Annotated in this window: 22 protein-coding genes; 17 read left to right on the forward strand and 5 right to left on the reverse strand. The window is 72.9% G+C overall.

Going from position 1 to position 21,510, the window contains the following annotated elements:
* Together ABZ805_RS24710 and ABZ805_RS24715 are read left to right on the forward strand one after the other, a co-directional pair.
* Window positions 1-1,084 (forward strand): PD-(D/E)XK nuclease family protein (locus tag ABZ805_RS24710; RefSeq protein WP_358444780.1); only part of this gene is annotated, 1,084 nt, incomplete at its 5' end.
* A gap of 99 nt (window positions 1,085-1,183) precedes the next feature.
* A complete protein-coding gene (locus ABZ805_RS24715) occupies window positions 1,184-1,798 on the forward strand; it encodes a hypothetical protein (protein ID WP_358444783.1) in 615 nt (204 codons plus the stop codon).
* 47 nt (window positions 1,799-1,845) lie between these two features.
* On the opposite strand, the gene ABZ805_RS24720 is transcribed toward ABZ805_RS24715, so the two are convergent.
* Together ABZ805_RS24720 and ABZ805_RS24725 are read right to left on the reverse strand one after the other, a co-directional pair.
* Complete coding sequence (locus ABZ805_RS24720) at window positions 1,846-2,385, reverse strand: hypothetical protein (protein WP_358444786.1); 540 nt, start codon at window positions 2,383-2,385, stop codon at window positions 1,846-1,848.
* 46 nt (window positions 2,386-2,431) lie between these two features.
* On the reverse strand, window positions 2,432-2,803 hold the full coding sequence (locus tag ABZ805_RS24725) for a hypothetical protein (RefSeq protein ID WP_358444788.1): 372 nt from the start codon (window positions 2,801-2,803) through the stop codon (window positions 2,432-2,434).
* Between the two features lie 223 nt (window positions 2,804-3,026).
* Between ABZ805_RS24725 and ABZ805_RS24730 the strand changes: the two genes are divergently transcribed.
* Both ABZ805_RS24730 and ABZ805_RS24735 read left to right on the forward strand, forming a co-directional pair.
* The gene (locus tag ABZ805_RS24730) at window positions 3,027-4,085 is read left to right on the forward strand and encodes a potassium channel family protein (RefSeq protein WP_358444852.1); all 1,059 of its coding nucleotides are present in this window, start codon (window positions 3,027-3,029) and stop codon (window positions 4,083-4,085) included.
* Window positions 4,086-4,142: 57 nt separating this feature from the next.
* Complete coding sequence (locus tag ABZ805_RS24735; RefSeq protein ID WP_358444790.1) at window positions 4,143-4,565, forward strand: hypothetical protein; 423 nt, start codon at window positions 4,143-4,145, stop codon at window positions 4,563-4,565.
* A gap of 260 nt (window positions 4,566-4,825) precedes the next feature.
* Here ABZ805_RS24735 and ABZ805_RS24740 read toward each other — a convergent pair whose 3' ends face one another.
* Window positions 4,826-6,106 (reverse strand): neutral zinc metallopeptidase, encoded by a 1,281-nt coding sequence (locus tag ABZ805_RS24740; RefSeq protein ID WP_358444793.1) that lies wholly within the window; start codon window positions 6,104-6,106, stop codon window positions 4,826-4,828.
* 411 nt (window positions 6,107-6,517) lie between these two features.
* On the opposite strand from ABZ805_RS24740, the gene ABZ805_RS24745 reads away from it, so the two are divergent.
* From ABZ805_RS24745 to nudC, 8 genes are all read left to right on the forward strand, one after another.
* The gene (locus ABZ805_RS24745) at window positions 6,518-8,143 is read left to right on the forward strand and encodes a DUF2207 domain-containing protein (protein ID WP_358444795.1); all 1,626 of its coding nucleotides are present in this window, start codon (window positions 6,518-6,520) and stop codon (window positions 8,141-8,143) included.
* Window positions 8,144-8,193: 50 nt separating this feature from the next.
* A complete protein-coding gene (locus ABZ805_RS24750) occupies window positions 8,194-8,607 on the forward strand; it encodes a hypothetical protein (protein ID WP_358444798.1) in 414 nt (137 codons plus the stop codon).
* Complete coding sequence (locus tag ABZ805_RS24755) at window positions 8,604-9,146, forward strand: DUF3558 family protein (protein ID WP_358444800.1); 543 nt, start codon at window positions 8,604-8,606, stop codon at window positions 9,144-9,146. The genes ABZ805_RS24750 and ABZ805_RS24755 overlap by 4 nt, the downstream gene beginning before the upstream one ends.
* A gap of 12 nt (window positions 9,147-9,158) precedes the next feature.
* On the forward strand, window positions 9,159-10,541 hold the full coding sequence (locus ABZ805_RS24760) for a hypothetical protein (RefSeq protein WP_358444802.1): 1,383 nt from the start codon (window positions 9,159-9,161) through the stop codon (window positions 10,539-10,541).
* A gap of 87 nt (window positions 10,542-10,628) precedes the next feature.
* A complete protein-coding gene (locus ABZ805_RS24765) occupies window positions 10,629-11,450 on the forward strand; it encodes an ESX secretion-associated protein EspG (protein WP_358444804.1) in 822 nt (273 codons plus the stop codon).
* Window positions 11,451-11,651: 201 nt separating this feature from the next.
* Window positions 11,652-12,968, forward strand: coding sequence for a pitrilysin family protein (locus ABZ805_RS24770; protein WP_358444807.1), 1,317 nt, complete (start codon window positions 11,652-11,654; stop codon window positions 12,966-12,968).
* Window positions 12,965-14,332 (forward strand): pitrilysin family protein, encoded by a 1,368-nt coding sequence (locus ABZ805_RS24775; protein ID WP_358444810.1) that lies wholly within the window; start codon window positions 12,965-12,967, stop codon window positions 14,330-14,332. Before ABZ805_RS24770 ends, ABZ805_RS24775 begins: the two co-directional genes overlap by 4 nt.
* The gene (gene nudC / locus ABZ805_RS24780; protein WP_358444812.1) at window positions 14,329-15,252 is read left to right on the forward strand and encodes an NAD(+) diphosphatase; all 924 of its coding nucleotides are present in this window, start codon (window positions 14,329-14,331) and stop codon (window positions 15,250-15,252) included. The genes ABZ805_RS24775 and nudC overlap by 4 nt, the downstream gene beginning before the upstream one ends.
* 80 nt (window positions 15,253-15,332) lie before the next feature.
* On the opposite strand, the gene ABZ805_RS24785 is transcribed toward nudC, so the two are convergent.
* Window positions 15,333-15,746, reverse strand: coding sequence for a PPOX class F420-dependent oxidoreductase (locus ABZ805_RS24785; protein ID WP_358444815.1), 414 nt, complete (start codon window positions 15,744-15,746; stop codon window positions 15,333-15,335).
* 133 nt (window positions 15,747-15,879) lie between these two features.
* On the opposite strand from ABZ805_RS24785, the gene ABZ805_RS24790 reads away from it, so the two are divergent.
* The 5 genes from ABZ805_RS24790 (at window position 15,880) to ABZ805_RS24810 (ending at window position 19,943) form a co-directional block, all read left to right on the forward strand.
* Window positions 15,880-17,967, forward strand: a complete 2,088-nt coding sequence (locus ABZ805_RS24790; protein WP_358444818.1) for an ATP-dependent DNA helicase UvrD2 — start codon at window positions 15,880-15,882, stop codon at window positions 17,965-17,967.
* A 136-nt stretch (window positions 17,968-18,103) separates the two neighbouring features.
* The gene (locus ABZ805_RS24795; protein WP_358444821.1) at window positions 18,104-18,286 is read left to right on the forward strand and encodes a hypothetical protein; all 183 of its coding nucleotides are present in this window, start codon (window positions 18,104-18,106) and stop codon (window positions 18,284-18,286) included.
* A gap of 177 nt (window positions 18,287-18,463) precedes the next feature.
* Entirely contained in the window at window positions 18,464-18,841 is a 378-nt protein-coding gene (locus ABZ805_RS24800) for a WhiB family transcriptional regulator (protein WP_358444824.1), read from the forward strand.
* On the forward strand, window positions 18,838-19,071 hold the full coding sequence (locus ABZ805_RS24805) for a hypothetical protein (protein WP_358444827.1): 234 nt from the start codon (window positions 18,838-18,840) through the stop codon (window positions 19,069-19,071). Before ABZ805_RS24800 ends, ABZ805_RS24805 begins: the two co-directional genes overlap by 4 nt.
* Before the next feature lie 11 nt (window positions 19,072-19,082).
* Complete coding sequence (locus ABZ805_RS24810) at window positions 19,083-19,943, forward strand: class I SAM-dependent methyltransferase (RefSeq protein ID WP_358444830.1); 861 nt, start codon at window positions 19,083-19,085, stop codon at window positions 19,941-19,943.
* A gap of 73 nt (window positions 19,944-20,016) precedes the next feature.
* On the opposite strand, the gene ABZ805_RS24815 is transcribed toward ABZ805_RS24810, so the two are convergent.
* A complete protein-coding gene (locus tag ABZ805_RS24815) occupies window positions 20,017-21,345 on the reverse strand; it encodes an AarF/ABC1/UbiB kinase family protein (protein WP_358444833.1) in 1,329 nt (442 codons plus the stop codon).
* Between the last annotated feature and the right edge of the window lie 165 nt (window positions 21,346-21,510).

Raw genomic sequence — 21,510 nt, forward strand, 5'->3', positions numbered from 1 at the left:
GCCGCTGACCGTGACCGCGGTGGCAGCCGGGATCGCCCGCGCCGAACCCGAACTCCCGGCGGAGCCGGACTTCCCGGAAGAGCCGGACTTCCCGGCGGAACCCGAGTTCCTCGACGAACCCGATCCCGGCGGCGAGCCCGAGATCCCGCAGGCGGAACCCGGGTTCCACGGCGAACCCGACGACTTCGTCCTGCCCGAGGAACCCGACCTCCCCGAGGAGCCGGAATTCCCCGAGGCGCCGGATCTCCCCGAGGCGCCGGATCTCCCCGAGGAGCCGGACTTTCCCGAGGAGCCGGAATTCCTGGTCGAGCCGGGCTTCCCGGACGAGCCCGAATCCCCCGCGGCGGCCGCACTCCCCGGCGAACCGGGCCCGCCCGACGACGCCCCCGACACCGAGGCCGACCCGGAGGAGCTCGACTGGGCCCGCGACGTCGACGTGCTGCTCGCCGAGCGCGAGGCCGCCGCCCGCCGCCGCGAACAGGTCGTGCTGCCCGGCCACCTCTCGGTCAGCCGCCTCGTCGAGCTCGCCGCCGACCCGGAGGCGCTCGCGCGCAGGCTGCGCAGGCCGCTGCCGATGCCGCCGAACCCGATGGCGCGCCGCGGCACCGCGTTCCACGCCTGGCTGGAGCACCGGTTCACCTCCAGCGCGCTGCTCGACGTGGACGAACTCCCCGGTGCCGCCGACGAGACCGCGCCGCCGCGGGAGGACCTCGCCGGGCTCCAGGAGGCGTTCCTGGGCGGTTCCTGGGCCGACCGGGTGCCGCACCGCGTGGAGGTGCCGTTCGAGACCCAGGTCGAAGGCGTCGTGCTGCGCGGCCGGATGGACGCCGTGTTCGCCGACGCCGACGGCGGCTGGACGGTGCTGGACTGGAAGACCGGTGCGGTCCCCGCCGACGACCAGGTGCCCGCGCTGGCGGTGCAGCTGGCCGCGTACCGGCTCGCGTGGGCGGAGCTGGCGGACGTGCCGCTGGAGCGGGTGCGCGCCGCGTTCCACTACGTCCGGCACGACACCACGCTCAGCCCCGCGGACCTGTTCGACGGGGACGGGCTGCGCGCGCTGCTCACCTCAGTACCGGACGTGTGAGGCACGAACGGGTCGAGACCGTCCACGACACGGCTGAGATCCACACCTTCGGGTGGCGGATCTTGTCGTAGCCCGTTCGGACGCATGAACATTCTCGGGATGGATCAGAACACGGAGTGGAAGCTCAACACCCCGCCCGAGGCGGAAGTCGTCGTCGACACCGACGTGCTGTCGCTGCGCGTGCCGCTGGTCCGGGTGAGCCGCGACGCCGCGGGCACCTGGTCGTTCACCGGCCCCGGCGGCGAATCCCGGCCCACCAAGCGCACCATGCTCAACGCGGTCGTCGGCGCCTGGCCGCACGTCGCGGCGCTGTCTGACCTGGAACCGGGCGGCAGCGTCGTGTGGTCCTGGGCGAAGCACGGCTGGACCGGTGAGTTCGAGTGCCGCTGCGGCAACTGCGACCAGCCCGTCGCCGCCGACCTGGACCGGCGCACCTGGCCCCCGGACCTGCACCCGAACACGCTGATCAGCGTGGAGAAGACCACGTTGTCCGGGCAGGCGCCGCTCACCGACATCCTGTCCACCGCAGGGGGAATCGCGTTCCTCGGGCCCGGTGACCACCGGCGCACCAGCGAGCTGATGACCCCGGTCGCGGTCGCCAACGTGATCCGCCGCTGGCCGCACACCATGCAGGCGCTGCGGGCCGCGAAGGAAGGCCGCGGGCTGGGCTGGAACCCGCACGGGATGAACTGGCACGAGTACGTGCTGTCCTGATCGCCCCGAACCGGCGGCGGTGCCGACGGGCCCGCCGCTGCGCGGGATCAGGAACCCGTCGGGTTCTCCGCCAGCTCCGGATCCCGTTGCAGCACCAGGGAATACAGCACTTCCTGCAGCCAGCGGCCGAACAGCGACGAGCTGAACTCGGGGGAGCGGTCCTCCGGGGGCAGCAGCACTTCGGACGGTTCCGCGCCGTGGTCGGCCACCACGCCGATGCCGTAGTAGTCCAGTTCGGTCATCGGCCACGGCCGGTACGGGTGTCCGCGCGGCAGCACGACGCTGCACGGCGCGAGCGTCATCAACGTGCCGCACGCCCGCGGCCCGTGCTTCGCCTTGCGCACCGGAACGAGGATGCCCACGACGTCGACGGCCGCGACCGGCAGGTGGTCGTGCATGGACGGCTGCGACCAGGACCGGAACCACATCGGATCGTCCTCCGGGGCCCAGCCGTGCTCCCGGCGCCAGAGGTGCACGTCCCGCCGGATGCGGGTCACGGCCGCGAACCGCGCTCCGAGCACCTCGACGTGCGGAACCAGATGACCTTGCCAGCCGAGCGCGTCGGCGGCGTGCTCAAGCTGCTGCACCGGAAGATGGTAAACCGGTCGACCCGTCGTGGACTACGTCCGGTGGCTATTTGATTGCGCCCGAGCGAACTCGCAGGGCCCACGCGATGAGCGGTAGTTGCAACGGGAGCCTGCCGTAGGCGATGGCCCGCTGCGGCAGCGGTTTGCGCCGGAAGTCCCACGCCATCTGCACGTTCGCCGGGAACACGGCGATGAACAACCCGGCGGTGAGCAGCGCGCCCCACCTGCGCGTCCGCGGATGCGCCACCGCCGCCGCGCAACCGAGCTCCGCGACGCCGGACAGGTGCGTCCAGGTGCGGGCGGAGCCGGGCAGCTGCTTCGGCACGATGGAGTCGAACGGTGCCGGCTTCGCGAAGTGCAGCACCCCGGCGGTGGCGAGCACACCGGACAGCAGCTGCGCCGAACGGGGGAAAGTCATGCGCCGCAGCGTTGCACGATGCACCGCCTCCGGGCAATGCCCGTGGTGACCCGGAGCACGGGAGGTCTCGCGGTGCACGCCTTCCCCTCGGGTTATGTTCGGCGGCAGCAGATCCAGCGGAAATCGGGGGAATCGTGGGCGAAGACGCCGAAACCGGGCGCGAGGCGGCGCCGTGGTGAAGCGCGGCGGGACCGCTCGCGCCGGCCACCTGATCGGCGGGCGGATGCGGCTCCCGCGCACCGAACGGCTCACCGACCGGCCGGACCACACGCTCGTCGGCGTGATCCGGATGCCGGAGGCCGCGGTCAGCCCGGTGCAGTCCATCGTGCGGCGCATCATCGGTGCCACCCTCGCGCTGGCCGCCACCGTCGCCATCGTCTACGTCGGCCGCGACGGCTACCGGGACACCGCGGGCGGCGAGCTGAGCCTGCTCGACGTGGTCTACTACGCGACGGTGTCGCTGTCGACCACCGGCTACGGGGACATCACCCCGGTCAGCCCGCTGGCCCGGCTGGTCAACGTCCTCGTCATCACCCCGCTGCGGGTGCTGTTCCTGATCGTGCTGGTCGGCACCACCCTCGAGGTGCTCACCGAACGATCCCGGCAAGCGTTCAAGATCCAACACTGGAGGACGAAGGTGCGCGACCACGTGGTCGTCATCGGGTACGGGACGAAGGGCCGCTCCGCGGTCACCGCGCTGCTCGGCGACGGCGCCGACCCGCAGCGGATCGTCGTCGTGGACACCGATCACGCGGCACTGGAAACGGCGTCCTCGCTGGGGCTCGTCACCGTCAACGGCTCCGGTACCCGGTCCGACGTGCTGCGCGTCGCGGGCGCGACCCGGGCGCGCGCCATCGTCGTCGCCCCCGCCCGCGACGACACCGCCGTCCTCGTCACCCTCACCGCCCGGGAACTGGCGCCGAAGGCGCAACTCGTCGCGGCGGTGCGGGAAGCGGAGAACGTCCACCTGCTGCGCCAATCCGGCGCCGACTCCGTCGTCGTCTCCAGCGAGACCGCGGGCAGGCTGCTCGGCATGGCCACCACCACGCCGTCCGTGGTGGAGATGTTCGAGGACCTGCTGACGCCCGATGCCGGCCTCGCCATAGCGGAACGCGAAGTCGAACCGCTCGAAGTCGGCGGCTCACCGCGGCACCTGCCGGACATCGTCCTCGGCGTCGTCCGCGACGGGAACCTGTACCGGGTGGACGCACCCGAAGCCGACGCCATCGAGGACGGCGACCGGCTGCTCTACGTCAAGAAGGTCACCCCCGTCGAGCCATGACCCGAGCCGAACCCCGGGCTGCGACAGCGTTTCCCGGAGTTCTGGCAACATTGCGGTGTGAGGCGACGAGGCGGTTCGGCATCGGTGGCGCTGATCCTGGTGGCACTGGGCCTGCTCGGGATCGTCGTGGTGGCGTTCTCCTGGTGGCGGCTGCCGAACATCGGCTCGGCCGACGGCGGTGCGCAACCGGCCACCGCGACCGTGCTCGAATCCACCCCGTGCGGCAAGGCGTCCGAAGGCGACCTCGTCGAAGTGCGGGTGGACGGCGAGACGCGGCAGCTGCGGCTGGACGGCTGCGGGCACACCGAGGGCCAGACCATGCAGGTGCAGGTTCCCGCCCGCGGCGACTCGGTCCGGCCCGGCGCCGGTGCCGAGAGCGGCGGATTGCACTCGCGCGCCAGCTGGGTGCTCGGCACCCTCGCCGCCATCGCGGGCGGCGGCTACGCCCTCCTGATCACCAGACCCCGAGCCCTCGGCTGACCGCTCGGAATCTCCGCTTCAGCTGCTCAGCACTGAGGTAGCGGAACCTCAGCGGACTCCTCGCTGCCGCGTTTCCGCGTGGCCGCGATTTCTCATGTACCGGTCCGTGCACAGCGAAATCGCCGTCCTCGCGAGGAAGCCGCTGAGAACCCGCGGGTGGTCCGGTTGCGTGCGTGGTCGCTGCTCAGCGGCTTCGCCGCTGACGGGAAACGGACATGACCCACCGGGCAGGTCCTTGATCGGCGCGCGTGGTGGGAGGGTCAGTCCACCTGGTCCGGGTCGGCGAGCCAGGTGTTGCACTCGGTGACGCGGTTCTTGTAGAAGCCCTGGTCCACCCAGGCCGTGTTGGTGGCGACGCTGCCGTGGTCGGGCTGCGGGTTGTACTCGTCGCCGCGGCCGCGGGCGTCGGCCAGCGCGGCGAAGATGATGTCGTTGTCCATCCCGCCGTTCTGGAACGACGCCAGCGCCATCCCGCCGTAGCAGGTGGCCTGCAGCTCGGAGCGGCGCGTCAGCTCCAGGCCCTGCGGGCTGGTGCCGTTCGCCTCGTACGAGGACTTCGTGTAGGCCTCGTTGATGCCGCTCATGCTCTGCACCGCGTGCCCGAACTCGTGCGCGAACTGACCGAGGAACACGCCCGGCTCGGTGCGGCCTTCCTTGTCGGCGTAGTAGCGGGCCGTCATGTAGATCGTGTTGTTGCCGGGGCAGTACATCGCGGTCTGGTCCCAGGTGCGGGTGCCGCAGGGACTGGTGACGGTGCTGTCGGTGGTGACCACGGTCGGCATCCGCACCGGCAGGTTCGCCTCCTCCAGCGCCGGGGTCCACATCTCCATCAGGCAGGGCAGCGCCGCCTCGTAGTACGCGGACTGCGAGGCCGTGTCGGTGGCGAACGGCGGCAGCGGGCAGGGGGTGTTCACCGCGCCGTTGCCGCTGATGTTGATCGGGTTGTCGCCGAGCGCCGCCACCGAGTGCGCCGGGGTCGAGTCGACCGAGGCGGACGTGGTCGGCTCGGTGGAGCTGGTGGGTTCGGAGCTGCTGGTCGGTTCGCTGGTCGGCGCGGCGGAGGTCGTGGAGTTCGCCGAACCGTCGCCCGTCTCGCGCGCCGGGGTGGGGTAGTCGGCGGCGGTGGGGCGGTTGGTGAGCGCGTTGACGCTGATCGTGCCCACGCCGACCAGGAACAGCCCGGTGATCACCAGCGCCAGCACCAGGGCCCACGGCGACTTGCGCGGCGGAGGCGCGGGCGGGTGCCCGCCGGTGCGCTGCCAGGGCGGGGCGCCCGTCCACTGCTGCCCCGTCCACTGCCCGCCCCACTGCTGACCGGGCTGCTGGGCCGTCTGCTGGGTGCCGCCCCACTGCTGGTCGTCCTGGCGGGGTGCGTTCCACTGCTGGCGGGACCACTGCTGGTCGGGTTGCTGCGGAGGCGGCAGCTGCGGCGGGAGGTAGTGCGGTCCCGGCGCGCCACCGGATTCGGTCGGCGGCAGCGGTTGCGCGGCCGGCGGCGGACCCACCGGGCGCTCGCCCCACGGGGGCTGTGGCTGCGTCATGACCGATCTCCCGGCTTCACCGACGACTGGAGCGCACCGAGCTTAGCGGTGCCGGGACCATGCCCGGTGCGCTGATCGTTCCGCTTCGGAGCGGGCGGGGGTGCGTCGGCGGTGCGCACCGGCGCACCGCGGTGCGCCGGAGTGGCCTGCGCGGTCCTGCGGGGAACGGCCCGCCCCGGCCAACGAGAGTCCGATGTGGACGGTCTGCCGGTGTCCGCGGCGCGGCCACCGCGCGCGGCTCGGCGGACCTCGGCGCTTCCCGTCATCGGTCGGCTCCTCCGCTGGTCGGCTGATCGGGTCGGACGGAGATCGAGCGTAACCAGGCGCGGCTAGGGTCGTGCCGTGTTTCGGAAACCGCGTGCGAGGCGAGGTGGGAAACCCTCGCCGACCTCGCTGCTCAGAGCCGCCGCGGTGCTGATCGCGGGGATGCTCGCGGCCGCCCCGGCCGCCGCCGCGCAACCGGTGAACGTGCTGCCCGGCACCGCCGCGACCGAGGTGCGGGCCAAGCTGGAACGGGACGGCGCGCTCACCGTCACCGAGCGGATCACCGTGCCCGACGGGAACCCGGTGCACCGCACGATCCCGCTGCGGCAGCCCGCCGCCGACGGCACCGACCGCGTGTTCACCCTCGCCGACGTGCGGCTCGACGGCGGGGACGTGCAGGTCGGTCCGGACGCGGCGCGGCTCGTCCTCCGGCCCGGCGAGGCGACGTTCCGGTACGCGGTCCGCGGCGCCGTCGCCGACGACGGGGAGTCCCAGGAGGTCCGCTGGTCGTTCTCCGGCGGCTGGGACGTGCCGGTCGACCGGATCTCCGCATCGCTGCTCGCCCCGCAGGTGCCGCAGGACATCACCTGCCTGGCCGGACCGGTCGGCAGTGGCGAGCGCTGCGGCCGGTACGAGATCGGGCGCGCCCAGCAGGTGCAGGTCCTCCAGTTCGGCCTCGCCCCCGGTGAACGACTGGTGCTGTCGATCCGGGTGCCCGCCGGTGCGGTGCCGTCCAACGCGGTCGTCGAGCGGCCCTTCGACCCGGCCTACGCGTTCTCGCCGAACTCGGGAGCCCTCGCGGGCGTCATCGGGGTCGGGCTGCTGCTGGTCGGTGCGCTCGGGGTGCTGCGGTACCTGCGCCGCCGGGACGCCGGGGTGGCCGCCGCCGCGACCGGGCCGGTCGAGCTGCTGACCACGACCGCCGGGGGCACGACCTTCTCCTCGCCGGACGGGGTGCTGCCCGGCCACGTCGGCACCGTCCGCGGCGGCCGGGCGGAACTCGTCGACGTCGCGGGCACCGTCGTGGACCTCGCGGTGCGCAACTACCTGGGGATCGAGGAGCTCGGCGGGGACTGGCGCATCGTGCGGCGCAACCCGGCGGACGGCGCGCTGCGCGATCACGAACGGGCGGTGCACGACCTCCTGGTGGGGGACCGCGATCAGGTGGTGCTGGCGGAGCTCGGTCGCGGCGACCTGGCGCCGGTGCGGGAGGCGCTCTACGCGGAGGTCGTCGAACGGGGCTGGACCTCGCGCAGGCCGGATGCCGCGCGGAACCTGCTCTGGTGGGGCGGGCTCGGCGTCGCGGCGGCCGGAGTGCTGCTCGCGGTGCTGCTGGCGCTCACCGGACGGCTGGGGCTGATCGGCATCGCGGTGGCCGTCGGCGGCGCCGTGCTCACCGCCGCGTCCCGGTCGCTGCCCGCCCGCACCACCCGGGGTGCCGTGCTGGCCGCGCACCTGCGCGGCCTGGGGGAACAGCTGGCTTCCGGAGCCGTGGACCCGCGCGCCGCCGATCGGGAATCGGGGTGCTTCCGTCCGCTGCCCTACGCCCTGGTGCTCGGCGAGGCCGACCGGTGGCTCGCGGCGTGCGCCGAGCTCGGCACCGCGGACGCGCCCGAGGTGCACTGGTACCGCGCCCGCGGGGCGGCCGTCGACCTCGCGCACCTGCGGGACGCGCTGCCCGCCTTCGCCGACCGGTTGTGCACCTGCTTCGCCGCGTACCGGAAGCCGCCCGGTTCGCCCGAACCAGTGACCATCGGAGCGGCGTCGCGCTAAAGTGTCTTCCGTTCACTGGGGAGATCATCGGAGTCCAGAGGGGCCTGGGGATGGCAAGCGCAGAGGCGGGCGGCTTCGCCGCGGCGAAGGAAGGTCTGAAGGCGATCGGCGCCCAGACGCAGTCGATCAACCAACAGGTCAGCGCGGGCAAGCTCGCCCTCGACCCTCAGGTCGCCGAAGAAGCGGCCAAGCGGGTGGAAGAGGAGATCGAAGCGCTGCAGAAGCTGCTGAAGAAGACGCAGGCGTTGAGCGTCGTCAAGGGTCTGGGTGATTACCCCGATGGCCAGCAGCTTGCTCAACGTTTTCAGGACAAAGCGACTGATAGCAACTCAGGTGCGGCGGAATTGGTTCGAAACCTCCAGGAAGAGCTCCAAAAGCAGGCTGACGCGTTTCGCGGGGCTGCCCGTGATTACCGTGCCACCGATGAGCAGAATTCTGACGATCTTAGGCGAGGTATGCAGTGATTAATGTTCCCCGTCCTCTGATTGCGGCCGCCGCGGCCCTTTCCTTGTTCGGGCTCTCGTCTTGCGCGTTGGGCTCCGATTCGGGCGGTAGCGGCGATGGGGCTGGATCGCCGACATCGTCCGATTCTGCTGCGCTGGAGAACTTCGATCCGTGCACGTTCTTCAAGTCCGATGAGCTGTCCTCTTACGGCGTCTCGACGCAAGCCGAGGAGTTTACGCAAGTGAGCTTCCAGCCGGGTTGCACCTGGAACGGCGAGAAGATGGACATCGCGTTGCAGAAGAACGCGGACGAGACTGTTCAGAGCCTGGAAAAAGGTGGTTCGTACGACTCGTACGAACACATCAACATCGCGGGCCGGGACTCTGCGAGGATGATCGCTCCGGGGTTCACCGGTCAGGGGGCGTGCATCACCGTCGTTCCCGCTGGCGGCGGCGTCGCTCTCTACCAGCTCACCGCCTACATGCGCGACTCCGTCGCCGACCCGTGCGGCGAGATCGAGAAGATCGCCGAGCAGACCGCGTCGCGGTTGCCGGAATGATGTGGGGGAGTCATGAGCCTGTTCAGCATGGTCGACAACGCCGGTTCGAAGATCCTCGGATACGAGAGCTCGGCTGAGAAGGATCGCAAGGCGCACGGCGAGGAGGCGAACCGGATCGCCCAGCAGCAGCAGGCGCAGCTGCAGCGGCAGAACTCCGGGATGGACGTCCAGGGCTTCGACAAGCCGGCGATCACGCAGTGCGTGAACTGGGGCGGTTTCGACCACGGGCAGATCTACTCGACGAACCAGGATTCGATCGACCAGGGCAAGGTCGGCGAGGTCGCCCAGGTGTGGATCGAGTTCGCGAAGGAGCTGCGCGGTCGCGGCGAGAACTACGCGACGGACGTGCAGCGCATCGTCGAGGGCGGCTGGGAGGGCGAGGCCGCGAACACGGCCAAGGAGGTCGGCAAACCCGCTTCGGAGTGGATGCGGGCGAGCGCCGACGCCTTCGAGGTGACCGGCAACAACTTGAACGCCGCCGGTGAGGCCGCCGGGCAGGCGCGGAACATGGTGGACAAGCCGGACGGCTACAGCGTCGGCCGGGGTGTCGCGGCGTCCATCCCGTTCGGTCCGGCGGGTGCGGGCTTGGACGCGCTCGGGCAGATGGAGGAGCGCGAGCAGGCGGAGCAGGCCGCGCAGGAGACGATGGGCCGGGTCTACAGCCCGACGCTGACCCAGGTCGACGCGAACATGCCGCAGTACACCGGCCCGGACGGTTCGACGAAGGAACCGCCCGCGGCGACGCAGCCAGCCGGTACGGACTGGGGCACCGGTCCCGGCGCGAACGGCGTCGGTCCCGGTACCGGTGGCGGTATCGGCACCGGAGGCGGCGGTGTCGGCGGGGGCGGCGTCGGTGGTGGCGGACTGCCGGGTGGCGGTTACGGCTCCGGCGGAACCGGTGGTTTCGGTGGCGGTGCCGGGAGCTTCCCCGGTTCGCCGTCCGGGTCCGGCAGCCAGTGGTCGGGGCCCTCGGGTGGTCCCGGGGCCGGTGGGGTTCCCGGCGGACCGGGTGGTCTCGGCACCGGTGGTGGAGGTGCCGGTGCGGGTGGCGGCCTGGCGGGCGGCATCGGTGGTCTCGGTGCGGGCGCCGGTGGCGCGGGCCGCGGCGCCGGTGGTCTCGGCGCGGGCGGAGCCGGTCGCGGTGCGGGCGGCGTCGGCGCGGGCGGCCGCGCGGGTGTCGGTGGCGCGGGTGCCGGTGCGGGCGCGGGCGCGTCCGGTGGTGCGCGCGGTGCCGGTGCCGGTCGCGGCGGCATGGGCGGCGGCATGGGCGGCGCCGGTCAGCGCGGCCAGAGCGGCGAGGACGCCGAGCACGAGCGCCCGTCGTGGCTCGAGGAGCACGACGACATCTGGATGAACGACATGCCCAAGACCGCACCTCCGGTCCTGGGCGAGTGATTCGACGCCGACCGGCCGCGGGGGGCCGGTCGGCCACCGCCAGGGGTCGGCGGCTTGGTATCTGCACTTCACAGGGGAGAGAACGCAGTGACCGCTTTGGGCTCGTGGCAGTTGCCGCCCGTGCACCTGGACGTGGCGCTCAAGTACCTGGGGATCGACCGGCTGGCGCTCCCGTTGAGCAGCAGGTCGGCCGGGTACACCGCGGAGCAGTTCAGCCGGATCGCGAAACCCGAACTGGGGCGGATGCACGCGAGCGGCGTGGCCGTGGCCGACGAGATCGCGCCGCCGCTCGCCGCGGCGCTGAAGGTGCTCGCGACCCCGTACCTGTGGGTCGATTCGATCTGGTTCCCGCAGGTCGGCGGCGACCACTGCTGGCGGGCGCTGGCCGCGTTCACCGAGGGGAACCGGGTGGTGCTCGGGGTGCAGGCCCCGGGCGAGGAGCCGAACCGCGGCGGGCTGCTCACCGTCGAGGTGCACCAGAACGTGCCGCTGCCGCAGGTGCTGCTGGGCACGCTGCCCCCGGCGCGGCCGGGGAGCCAGACCCCGGTGCGGGTTCCGGCGGCCTCGCTGCTGCCGCCGCAGCAGGAGGACTTCGACCGGTCGAGCATGCTGCGCTCGGTCGCCGAGGAACGCGGCAGCACGGGCGACCGGCAGGTGCGGCTGTACGAGGCCATCGGCAAGGCCCCGCACCAGCGCATCGGCCAGCTCGCCGCGAACCTGCGGGACCGCAACGGCCGCAAGCACCGGTCGAAGGTGGTGTCCTGGTTCGACAACCCGGAACCGGACGGGCGCTACCTGAACCGGGTGGAACGCGGCAGCTCGGGCGAGCAGGTGCTGGCGCTCATCCCGGCGGACGCCCGCACCATCGGCGGCGAAGTGGACGCCCTGATCGCCCAGGTCCGCGGCTGAGCGGCCGTCGCCGGACGAGGTCCGCGGTGCTCACCGCGCGTGGTCGCCCGCGCTGCCGGGCGGGTGCGGGCCCGCGGGCCCGGTGCTCCCGTGGCCTGCGCGGGAGGCCGTCGCGGGCGCGTGCCCGCTCGCACCGGGCGGGCACGCAGCGCAGCGAAGGGGGTACGCGGCGCGTCACCCAGCGCACGTAGGCTGCGAGGCATGGTCGAACCCCCACTGCATCGCGTCACCCTGCCGAACGGGCTACGCGTGGTGCTCGCGCCGGACTCGGCGCAGGGCGCCTCCGGTCAAGCCCCCGTCGTGGGCGTCAGCGTGCACTATGACGTGGGCTTCCGCTCCGAACCGGAAGGCCGCACCGGCTTCGCGCACCTGTTCGAGCACCTCATGTTCCAGGGCAGCGAGAGCCTGGAGAAACTGGCGCACTTCCGCCACGTGCAAGGCTCCGGCGGCACGTTCAACGGTTCGACGCACCAGGACTACACCGACTACTTCCAGGTGCTGCCGTCGGCGGCGCTGGAGCGGGCGCTGTTCCTGGAAGCCGACCGGATGCGGGCGCCGAAGCTCACCGAGGAGAACCTGCGCAACCAGGTCGACGTGGTGAAGGAGGAGATCCGGCTCAACGTCCTCAACCGCCCCTACGGCGGGTTCCCGTGGATCCTGCTGCCGCCGGTGCTGTACTCCACCTTCGCCAACGCCCACAACGGGTACGGCGACTTCACCGACCTGGAGCAGGCGACGGTCGACGACTGCGCCGCGTTCTTCGACACCTTCTACGCGCCGGCGAACGCGGTGCTCACCATCGCCGGTGACTTCGACGTGGACCACGCGACGGAACTGGTGCACCGGCACTTCGGCGACGTCCCGGCCCGCGAGGTGCGGTCGCGCCCGTCGTTCGCCGAACCGTTCCCGACCGAGCAGCTCACCGGCGTGCACACCGACCCGCACGCGCCGCTGCCCGCGGTCGCGCTGGGCCACCGGCTGCCCGACCCGGTCGGCGAGCTGGACCAGTACCTGGCGAACATCGTGCTGGCCGCGGTGCTCACCGACGGCGACGCGTCCCGGCTGCAGCAGCGCATGGTGTACCGGGAACCGCTGGTGGTGGACGTGCACGCGGGCTGCGGCCTGATGGGCGCGCCGCTGGACGCCCGCGACCCGGACACGTTCACCCTCACCGCGATCCACACGCCGGAGGTCGACGCGGAGCGGGTCGTGGCCGCGGTGGACTCCGAGCTGGAGTCGATCGCCGCGAGCGGCCCGACCGCGGAGGAGCTGTCCCGGGTCACGTCCCGCTGGGCCGCCTCGCTGCACCGCGAACACGACCGGGTCATCTCCCGCACCCTCGACCTGGGCAGCGCCGAGCTGATCCACGGCCGCGCCGAGCTGATCTCGGAGCTGCCGCGGCGCATCGCCGAGGTCGGTGCCGACCAGGTCGCCGCCGCCGCGAAGGCCCTCACCCCGGACTCCCGCGCCACCCTGCGCGTGCAGCCCGACTCGAACTCCGCAGGAGGTGCGGCATGACCCAGGCCACCCACCGCAGCGCCGAGGAGATCGGCCGCACCGAGGCGGGCCCGCGCCCGCTGCCGCCGCTGGGCGAGCCGCGCGCGCTGCGCACCCCCGACGTGGTCGACACCGAGCTGCCGAACGGGCTGCGGCTGATCGCCGCCCGGCACGGGGTGGTGCCGATGGTCGAGGCGCGGCTGCGCATCCCGTTCGCGGGCGAGGACCCGATGCACCCGGCGCGCGCCGAGGTGCTCGCCGAGACGGTGCTGACCGGCACCGCCGCCCGGGACCGGGTGCAGGTGGACACCGATCTGGCGGCCGTCGGCGGTGAACTGCACGCCGTGGTCGACCCGGAGCGGCTCAGCTTCGTCGGCAGCGCCCTGTCCAGCGGGCTGGGCACGCTGCTGGAGGTGCTGGGCGACGCGCTGACCGGCGCCGCCTACGCGGCCGACGAGGTCGCGGGGGAGCGGGACCGCCTGGTGGAGCGGCTCGCGGTGGCCCGTTCGCAGCCGCGCGTCATCGCGCGCGAGGAGTTGCAGCGGCACCGCTACGGCGACCACCCGTTCGTCCGCGAGGTGCCGCAGGCCGCCGACGTGGGCCAGGTCGGCCCGGAGGACGTGCGCGAGCTGCACGCCCGCGCGGTGCTGCCCCGCGGCTCCACCCTGGTGCTGGTCGGCGACATCGACGCGGACACCGTGGTCGACGAGGTGACCCGCATCCTGGCGCCGTGGGACGCGGCGGGCGCCGCCGCGGAGCTCCCCGCGCTGCCGCAGCTGCTGGGCGGCGACGTGCGGCTGGTGCACCGGGACGGCGCGGTGCAGTCGCAGCTGCGGATGTCCGCGCAGGGCCTGCACCGCACCGACGAGCGCTACCCGGCGCTGCAGATCGCGAACCTCAGCTTCGGCGGCTACTTCTCGTCGCGGCTGGTGGAGAACATCCGCGAGGACAAGGGCTACACCTACGGCGCGCACTCGTCGTTCGAGTTCACCCGCGGCAACGGCACGATCCTGGTGGACGCCGACACCGCCAGCGAGGTCACCGCGGCCGCGCTGCTGGAGATGCGCTACGAGTTCGGCCGCCTCGCGCTGGTCCCGCCGACCGCGGCCGAGGTCGAGTCGGCCCGGCAGTACGCGATCGGCGGCCTGCTGACCTCGACGTCCTCCCAGTCCGGGCTGGCCTCGATGCTCTCCACGCTGGCCGCCTGCGGGCTGGACCACCGCTGGCTGAGCGCGCACCCGGACCGGCTGCGGGAGGTCACCGCGGAACAGGTCGCGGAGGCCGCGCAGCTGTACGCCCCGACCGCGTTCACCGGCGTCGTGGTCGGCGACGCGGCGAAGATCGGCGACCAGCTGCGGGCCCTGGGCGGGGTGGTGCTGCCGTGACCGAGGCGTGCGCGGTCGCCGACGGCGCCGGATTCCGGCTGGACTCGGCCCCGCTGCTGTCCAGGTCCACAGTGGACCGATCGGAGCCGCTGCGGGACGGGCCGACCGCCGAGCAGTGGACCACCGGCAAGGTGCTGCTGGTCGACGGCAAGGGGCGCACCCACATCGGCCCGGACGGGCGGCTCGTCTACGAGGACGCCGCGATGTTCGGCGAGCAGCCCACGCCGCGCGCGCTGCTGCTCGGCGCGCAGGACGGCACGACCTACTGGGCGCTGCGCACCGAACGCGACGGGGCGCAGGAGGGCTGGCAGGACCTGCGGATCGCGGGCGCGCAGCTCGACGACACCGATGCGGGCCTGCTCACCACCGCCGTCGGGCTGCTGAACTGGCACGACCACTCCCGCTACTGCGCGGTGTGCGGCGCGGCCACGAACCGGGTCAAGGTCGGCTGGGCGCGCCGCTGCTCCGGCTGCGACCGCGAGGAGTACCCGCGCACCGACCCGGCCGTGATCTGCCTGGTCCACGACGGCGCCGACCAGGTGCTGCTGGCGCGGCAGCCGGTGTGGCCGCCGGAGCGGTTCTCGGTGCTGGCCGGGTTCGTCGAGGTCGGCGAATCCCTGGAGGCCTGCGTGCAGCGCGAGGTCCAGGAGGAGGTCGGGGTGCTGGCCACCGAGGTGCGCTACCTCGGCAGCCAGCCGTGGCCGTTCCCCCGCTCGCTGATGCTGGGCTTCGCCGCGATCGCCGACCCGACCGAGCCGCTGCGGCCCGCGGACGGCGAGATCGAGGAGGCCCGCTGGGTGTCCCGCGCCGACGTGCAGGCCGCGATGCGCACCGAGGACGGCATCATCCCCGGCCTGCGGCTGCCGCCGAGCGTGTCCATCGCGCACCGGATGCTGAAGGGCTGGGCGTTCTGGGCGTAGGCCCGCGCTGACGTCCGGCGGTGCCCCGCCCGCGCTCGACGCCGAGCACGCGGCGGGGCACTACCGGGATTCGGCCCGCGTCAGGTGCCGTGCGTGCTGCGCCGCACCTCGTACCAGTCCTCGCCGACCGGCTCGCCCGCCAGGTTCCAGCTCCACGACGTCGTCGGCGTGATGCGCAGGAACGTGCCGGGGCCGACCATCCCGACCCGCTCGAACGGCTGCTCGGCGCGCCCGTAGATCCGGATGCCGCGCGCGACGAACGGGTCCAGCGACGGCAGGTCGTCGACGACGAGCGCCACCGCCGAGCCGCCCGCCGCGACGTTGCGGAACTTGCGGGTGCGGGTGACGGTCCCGCCGCCGCCCACCCACAGCGCGCCTCCGTCGAACTCCACGGCCACCGGCACCACGTCGGGCGTGCCGTCGGCGGCCACCGTCGCCAGCCGCCCCAACGGGTGCGCCAGCAGGTACTCGATCTCCTCGTCGGTGAACGACATCGCCGCACGGCCTCCGTTCCAGGTCAACCACCCGTTCGGGGAGGTCCCGAGCGCGCCGTGGCGGGGCGGGCGCCTCGACGCGCGCGGTGGGGTTGCCGCCGCCGGGCGGGGCGGTTCTGCGAGGATGCCCGACATGGCCGATCAACCGCGACTGCTGGAAGGGCTCGATCCGGAGCAGCGGGCGGCGGTCACCGCACCACGCGGCCCGGTCTGCGTGCTGGCCGGTGCCGGGACCGGCAAGACCCGCACCATCACGCACCGCATCGCGCACCTGGTGCAGCTCGGCCTCGTCGTCCCCCAGCAGGTGCTGGCCGTGACGTTCACCGCCCGCGCCGCGGGTGAGATGCGGACCCGGCTGCGCTCGCTCGGCGCGGCCGGGGTGCAGGCGCAGACCTTCCACGCCGCCGCGTTCCGGCAGCTGCGCTACTTCTGGCCGCGGGTGCACGACACCCAGGTGTGGCCGCTGGTCGACAACAAGTTCCGGCTGGTCGTGCAGGCCGCGAACCGGGTGGGGGTGTCCACCGAGAAGGAGTCGGTGCGCGACCTCGCCGGTGAGATCGAGTGGTCCAAGTCCTGCCTGGTCTCGCCCGACCAGTACGCGACCGCCGCCGCCCGCGCGGGCCGCGACGTGCCGGTCGTGCCGCAGCAGCTCGCGAAGGTGTTCGCCACCTACGAGCAGCTCAAGAACGACGCGCGGATGCTCGACTTCGACGACCTGCTGCTGCACACCGTCGCCATCCTCGAAGAGCACCCGGAGGTCGCCGAGGAGTTCCGCGGCCGCTACCGCTCCTTCGTCGTCGACGAGTACCAGGACGTCAACCCGCTGCAGCAGCGGGTGCTCGACGCGTGGCTCGGCAACCGCGACGACCTGACCGTGGTCGGCGACGCGAACCAGACGATCTACTCGTTCGCCGGGGCCGCCCCGAAGTGGCTGGTCGGCTTCCCGAAGCGCTTCCCGGACGCGACCGTGGTCCGGCTGGAGCGCGACTACCGCTCCACCCCGCAGGTCGTGGCGCTGGCCAACAAGGTCATCGGCGCCGCCCGCGACCGGCCCGCGGGCACCCGGCTCAAGCTCATCGGGCAGCGCCCGGACGGCCCGGAACCGGACTTCGCCGAGTACGACCACGAACCGGCCGAGGCCGAGGCCATCGCCCGCAAGATCGCCGCGCTGGCCGGTCGGGGCGTGCCGCTGTCCGAGATCGCGGTCCTGTTCCGGGTGAACGCCCAGTCCGAGGTGTACGAGAAGGCGCTGTCCGACGCCGAGATCCCGTACCAGGTGCGCGGCGGCGAACGCTTCTTCAACCGCACCGAGGTGCGCCAGGCCGTGGTGGCGCTGCGCGGCGCCGCCGGCCGCGGCGAGGAGCCCGGCGAGGACCTGCCCGGTTCGGTGCGGGCCCTGCTTGCCGACGTGGGGCTCACCGAGGAACCGCCGGTGGGCGGCTCGGCGCGGGAGCGCTGGGAGTCGCTGATCGCGCTCGTCGAACTCGCCGAGGAGCTCGCCGCCGTCCACCCCGAAGCCGACCTGGCCCGCTACGTCGGGGAACTGGAGCAGCGCGCCGAATCGCAGCACCCGCCGACGGTGGAGGGCGTCACGCTGGCCTCGCTGCACTCCGCGAAGGGCCTGGAGTGGGACGCGGTGTTCCTCGTCGGGCTCGCCGAGGGCACCCTGCCCATCCAGCACGCCGAGGACGAGGCGGGCGTCGAGGAGGAGCGCAGGCTGCTCTACGTCGGCGTCACCCGCGCGCGCGAGCACCTGCACCTGTCCTGGGCGCTGGCCAGGGCCGCCGACGGGCGCCGCTACCGCCGCCGCAGCCGGTTCCTGTACGGCGTCATCCCGGAACGCCACCCGGCCGCGATGCCGGTGAAGACCAGGACCCCGGAGCCGGGCCCGGCCCGCAAGCAGGCCACCCCGCGCTGCCGCACCTGCGAGTCGGTGCTGGTGAGCACGATGGACATCAAGCTGGGCCGCTGCTCGACCTGCCCGTCGGACGTGGACGAGGGCCTGCTGGACCGGTTGCGCGCGTGGCGCAGCGACCGGGCGCGGCAGCTGAAGGTCCCCGCCTACGTGGTGTTCACCGATGCCACGCTCACCGCCATCGCCGAGCAGCGCCCGTCCGACGAGGCGGCGCTGGTGGCGATCTCCGGGATCGGCGCGAGCAAGATCCGCAAGTTCGGCGACGACGTGCTCTCGCTCGTCCAGCGCGAGCACGACCGCAACTAGCCGTTGAACAGGAGTTTCTCCGCCTTCGGCGGAATCTCGGAAAATCGGTTGCGGCGCGCTTCCCGCGCCTCATAGTCTGCACAGCACAAGCCGAGGTGTTCGGAACCCGGCGCGATCCGGAGGGGAGGTGGCAGCGATGACCGGCATTCAGAAGCTCGGTACCCCTGGCCTCCTCATGTCCGGGGGTATCGCGCTGTTCCGCGGTCGTACTACGACCCTGCCCGGTTTCGACCGCGCCATCGCCACGCCGCGTCCCACGGACGGCGGCCGCCCGGCTGATGGCCGCACCGCGCCGGTTCGCGCGGAGCTCGATCCTTGATCCGCTGATCTAGGACGCGCTCCAGGCACTTCTTCCGAGGCCGCGAACCCCGCAACCGGGTTCGCGGCCTCTTTCGTGTCTCCACTTCGCGAATCTGCGCCATTTCGAATGTGTTCCTGGGGAGATCCCCACCGTCGGTCCGGGCACGTGCACTGCCCAGAACGGTCAGGAGGAGAGATGTTGACCACCAGCGTCCGGGTAGCACCCGAGCGAAGAGCTGATGACGCCGGAGGTGGCGGCGCGGTCGGCGCGCTGCTGGACGAGGTCACCGACCAGGGCGAGGGGGTGCCCTGTCGGCAGGACCCGGACCTGTGGTTCGCCGAGAGCCCCGGCGACCTGGAACGGGCCAAGACCCTGTGCGGGCACTGCCCGCTGAAGCAGCGCTGCCTGGAAGGCGCGCTGTCCCGCGGCGAACCGTGGGGCGTCTGGGGCGGCGAGATCTTCGAACGCGGCGCGGTCGTCGCCCGCAAGCGCTCCCGCGGCCGCCCCCGCAAGAACCCGGCCCCCGTCGAACCGGCCGCACGCGGCCCCCGATCCGAGGAGAACGCGGCATGAGCCACCCCACCCGAGACCACCTGAACGACCTGCTCGAACCCCACGCGAAGGACACCGGACGAATGCTCATGCCCGAAGATCTGACCCGGATTCGACATCACGACTTGATGATCGAGGCGCACCGGCACCGGTTGGCCCGCCAGGCCACCGCCGGGCGCTGGTGGCGCCGGTTGGCGCACTACGCGCAGCGGCGCGCGGACCGCGCGGAGGGGGTCACCGGCGAGCCGTAGAGTGCACGATCGTGGCTCACTCGCACGACGGAATCGACTGGGACGCCAAGATCGCGCGGCTGCGCGAGGGCGACGAGCTGGCCGGGCCGGAGACCGCCGATCTGGTGCGCGACCTGCTCCGCCCGCAGGACCGCACGGTGATCGACGTCGGCTCTGGTGCGGGTGGTGCCGCGACCGCGTTCGCGGACGCCATGTGGGACACCGGCGGCACGGTGATCCTGGTCGATTCCGCCCCGGAGCTGCTGGCGGAGGCGGCGCGCAACACCGCAGCCACCGCAGGCCCGGACGTGCGGGTGCTGTCCGTGCAGGCCGACGTGGCCCGCGGTGACCTGTCCGCGGTCGGCCAGGCCGACCTGGTGTTCGCCTCGTTCGTGGTGCACCACCTGCCGGACCAGCTCGCGGGGCTGCGGCGGCTGGTCAAGCTGGTGCGCCCGGGCGGGCGGCTCGCCCTGGTCGAATCGGGCCTGGAACCGCGGGTGCTGCCGTGGGACGTCGGCGTCGGCGAACCCGGCCTGGAGTCGCGGCTGGCGGCCGCCCGCGCCGACTGGTTCCGCGAGATGCGCGAGCAGATGCCCGGCGCCACGCGGCTGAAGGTCGGCTGGGCGCAGGCCATGGCCGACGCGGGCTTGGACGGCGTGCTCACCTGGACGCAGCTGGTGGACCGGCCGGCCCCCGTGTCCGGGGCGGCGATGACCGCGGTGCTGCGCAGGCTGGAATGGCTGCGCCGCGGCGCGGAGGGGCGGGTCGCGCAGGCCGACCTCGACGCGGTCGACGCCCTGCTCGATCCGGACGGGCCGCACTACGCGGGGAACCGCGACGACGTGCACTACCTGCTGGCGCAGACGATCCACGTGGGCACGCTGCGCCCGTGATCCCGATCGGGGCCGGCGCTCAGCCCGGGGCCGGCGTCCGGTCCGGGACTGGAACTCGGTCTGCGGCCGGCGCTCAGTCCGCGGCGGGTTCGGGATCGGCGAAGCCGGGCTGCCAGCGCTCGATGATCTCGCGGGCCTCGAACTCGGCGTCCAGCTGGCACAGGATGCCCGTCGCGCCCAGCGTCACCCGGTGGATCAGCAGGTAGTCCGGCGGTAGGTTCAACCCCCGCCCGGTCCGGAAGTCCGGGCTGCGCAGGTCGCCGACCCGCTCGGCCTGCCGCTGCAGCCAGGACCGGGTGAAGTGGAACCGCTCCTCGCGCACCGGGTCGGTGAACGGTCCCAGGTAGGCGAGCACGTCCTCGGCGCGCAGCTCGCTGCCGGTCTGCACGAAGCGGTCGGCGCGCAGCACCTCCAGCAGCTCCTCCGCGCGGCCCTGCGCCGCGAGCCGCAGCATCCGCCCCATCTCGGCGGGCAGGCCCTCGGGCAGCCGCGCGACCGCGCCGAAGTCCAGCACGATCAGCCTGCCGTCCGGTGCGAGCAGGAAGTTCCCCGGGTGCGGGTCGGCGTGCAGCAATCCGGACCGCTCGGGCGAGGAGAAGTGGAACTCGGCCAGCAGCCGCCCGGCCCGGTCCCGCTGCTCCCGCTCGCCGTCGGCGATGACCGCGGAGAACGGGGTGCCGGTGATCCACTCGGAGACCATCACCTGCGGGGCGCTGGCCACCACCTTCGGGATCAGCACGTTCGCGTCGCCGTCGAAGGCGGTGGCGAAGGTGCGCTGGTTGTCGGCCTCGGTGCGGTAGTCGAGCTCCTCGACCATCCGGTCCTGCAGCTCCGCCAGCAGCGGCTTCACCTCGGCGCCGGGGGCGAGCGACTGGAACAGCCGGGAGAACCGGCTCAGCTGGCGCAGGTCCGAGCGCAGCGCCTCGCCCGCGCCCGGGTATTGGATCTTGACGGCGACGTCCCGGCCGTCGTGCCACACCGCGCGGTGCACCTGCCCGATGCTGGCCGCGGCGGCCGGGACGTCGTCGAATTCAGCGAAGCGGTCCCGCCAGGTCCGCCCCAGTTGCTGCTCCAGCACCCGCCGCACGCTGGTCCCGGACATCGGGGGAGCGGCGGACTGGAGCTTCGTCAGCGCCTCGCGGTAGGGCTCGGCCATCTCGTCGGGCACCGCGGCCTCGAACACGCTCAGCGCTTGGCCGAACTTCATGGCGCCGCCCTTGAGCTGTCCCAGCACCGCGAACAGCTGCTCGGCCGTGCGCGCCGAGAGTTCCGCGTTGATCTCGTCGGCGGAGTGGCCGCTGAGGCGCTTGCCCCACCCGGCGGCCATCCGCCCCGCGACGCCCAGCGGAAGGCTGGCCAGTTTGGCGGTGCGGTGCGCCGCCCGGCGGGGAATGTCGGTCACGAGGGCTCCTTTGCCGCGCGCAGGAGAACCACCCCGGCACCGAAAGGGGTTCGGATTCCGGGGCCGGAGCACATCGTAGTGGTTCACCGACCGGTTGTGGGGCGCCCGAGCCCCGCTTCGGTCGTGGCCCACCCCGGCGCGCGCCCGTCGCGACGCGAGCGGGGC

Source organism: Saccharopolyspora sp. NPDC047091 (assembly GCF_040643635.1).
In the GTDB taxonomy this organism is placed as follows: domain Bacteria; phylum Actinomycetota; class Actinomycetes; order Mycobacteriales; family Pseudonocardiaceae; genus Saccharopolyspora_C.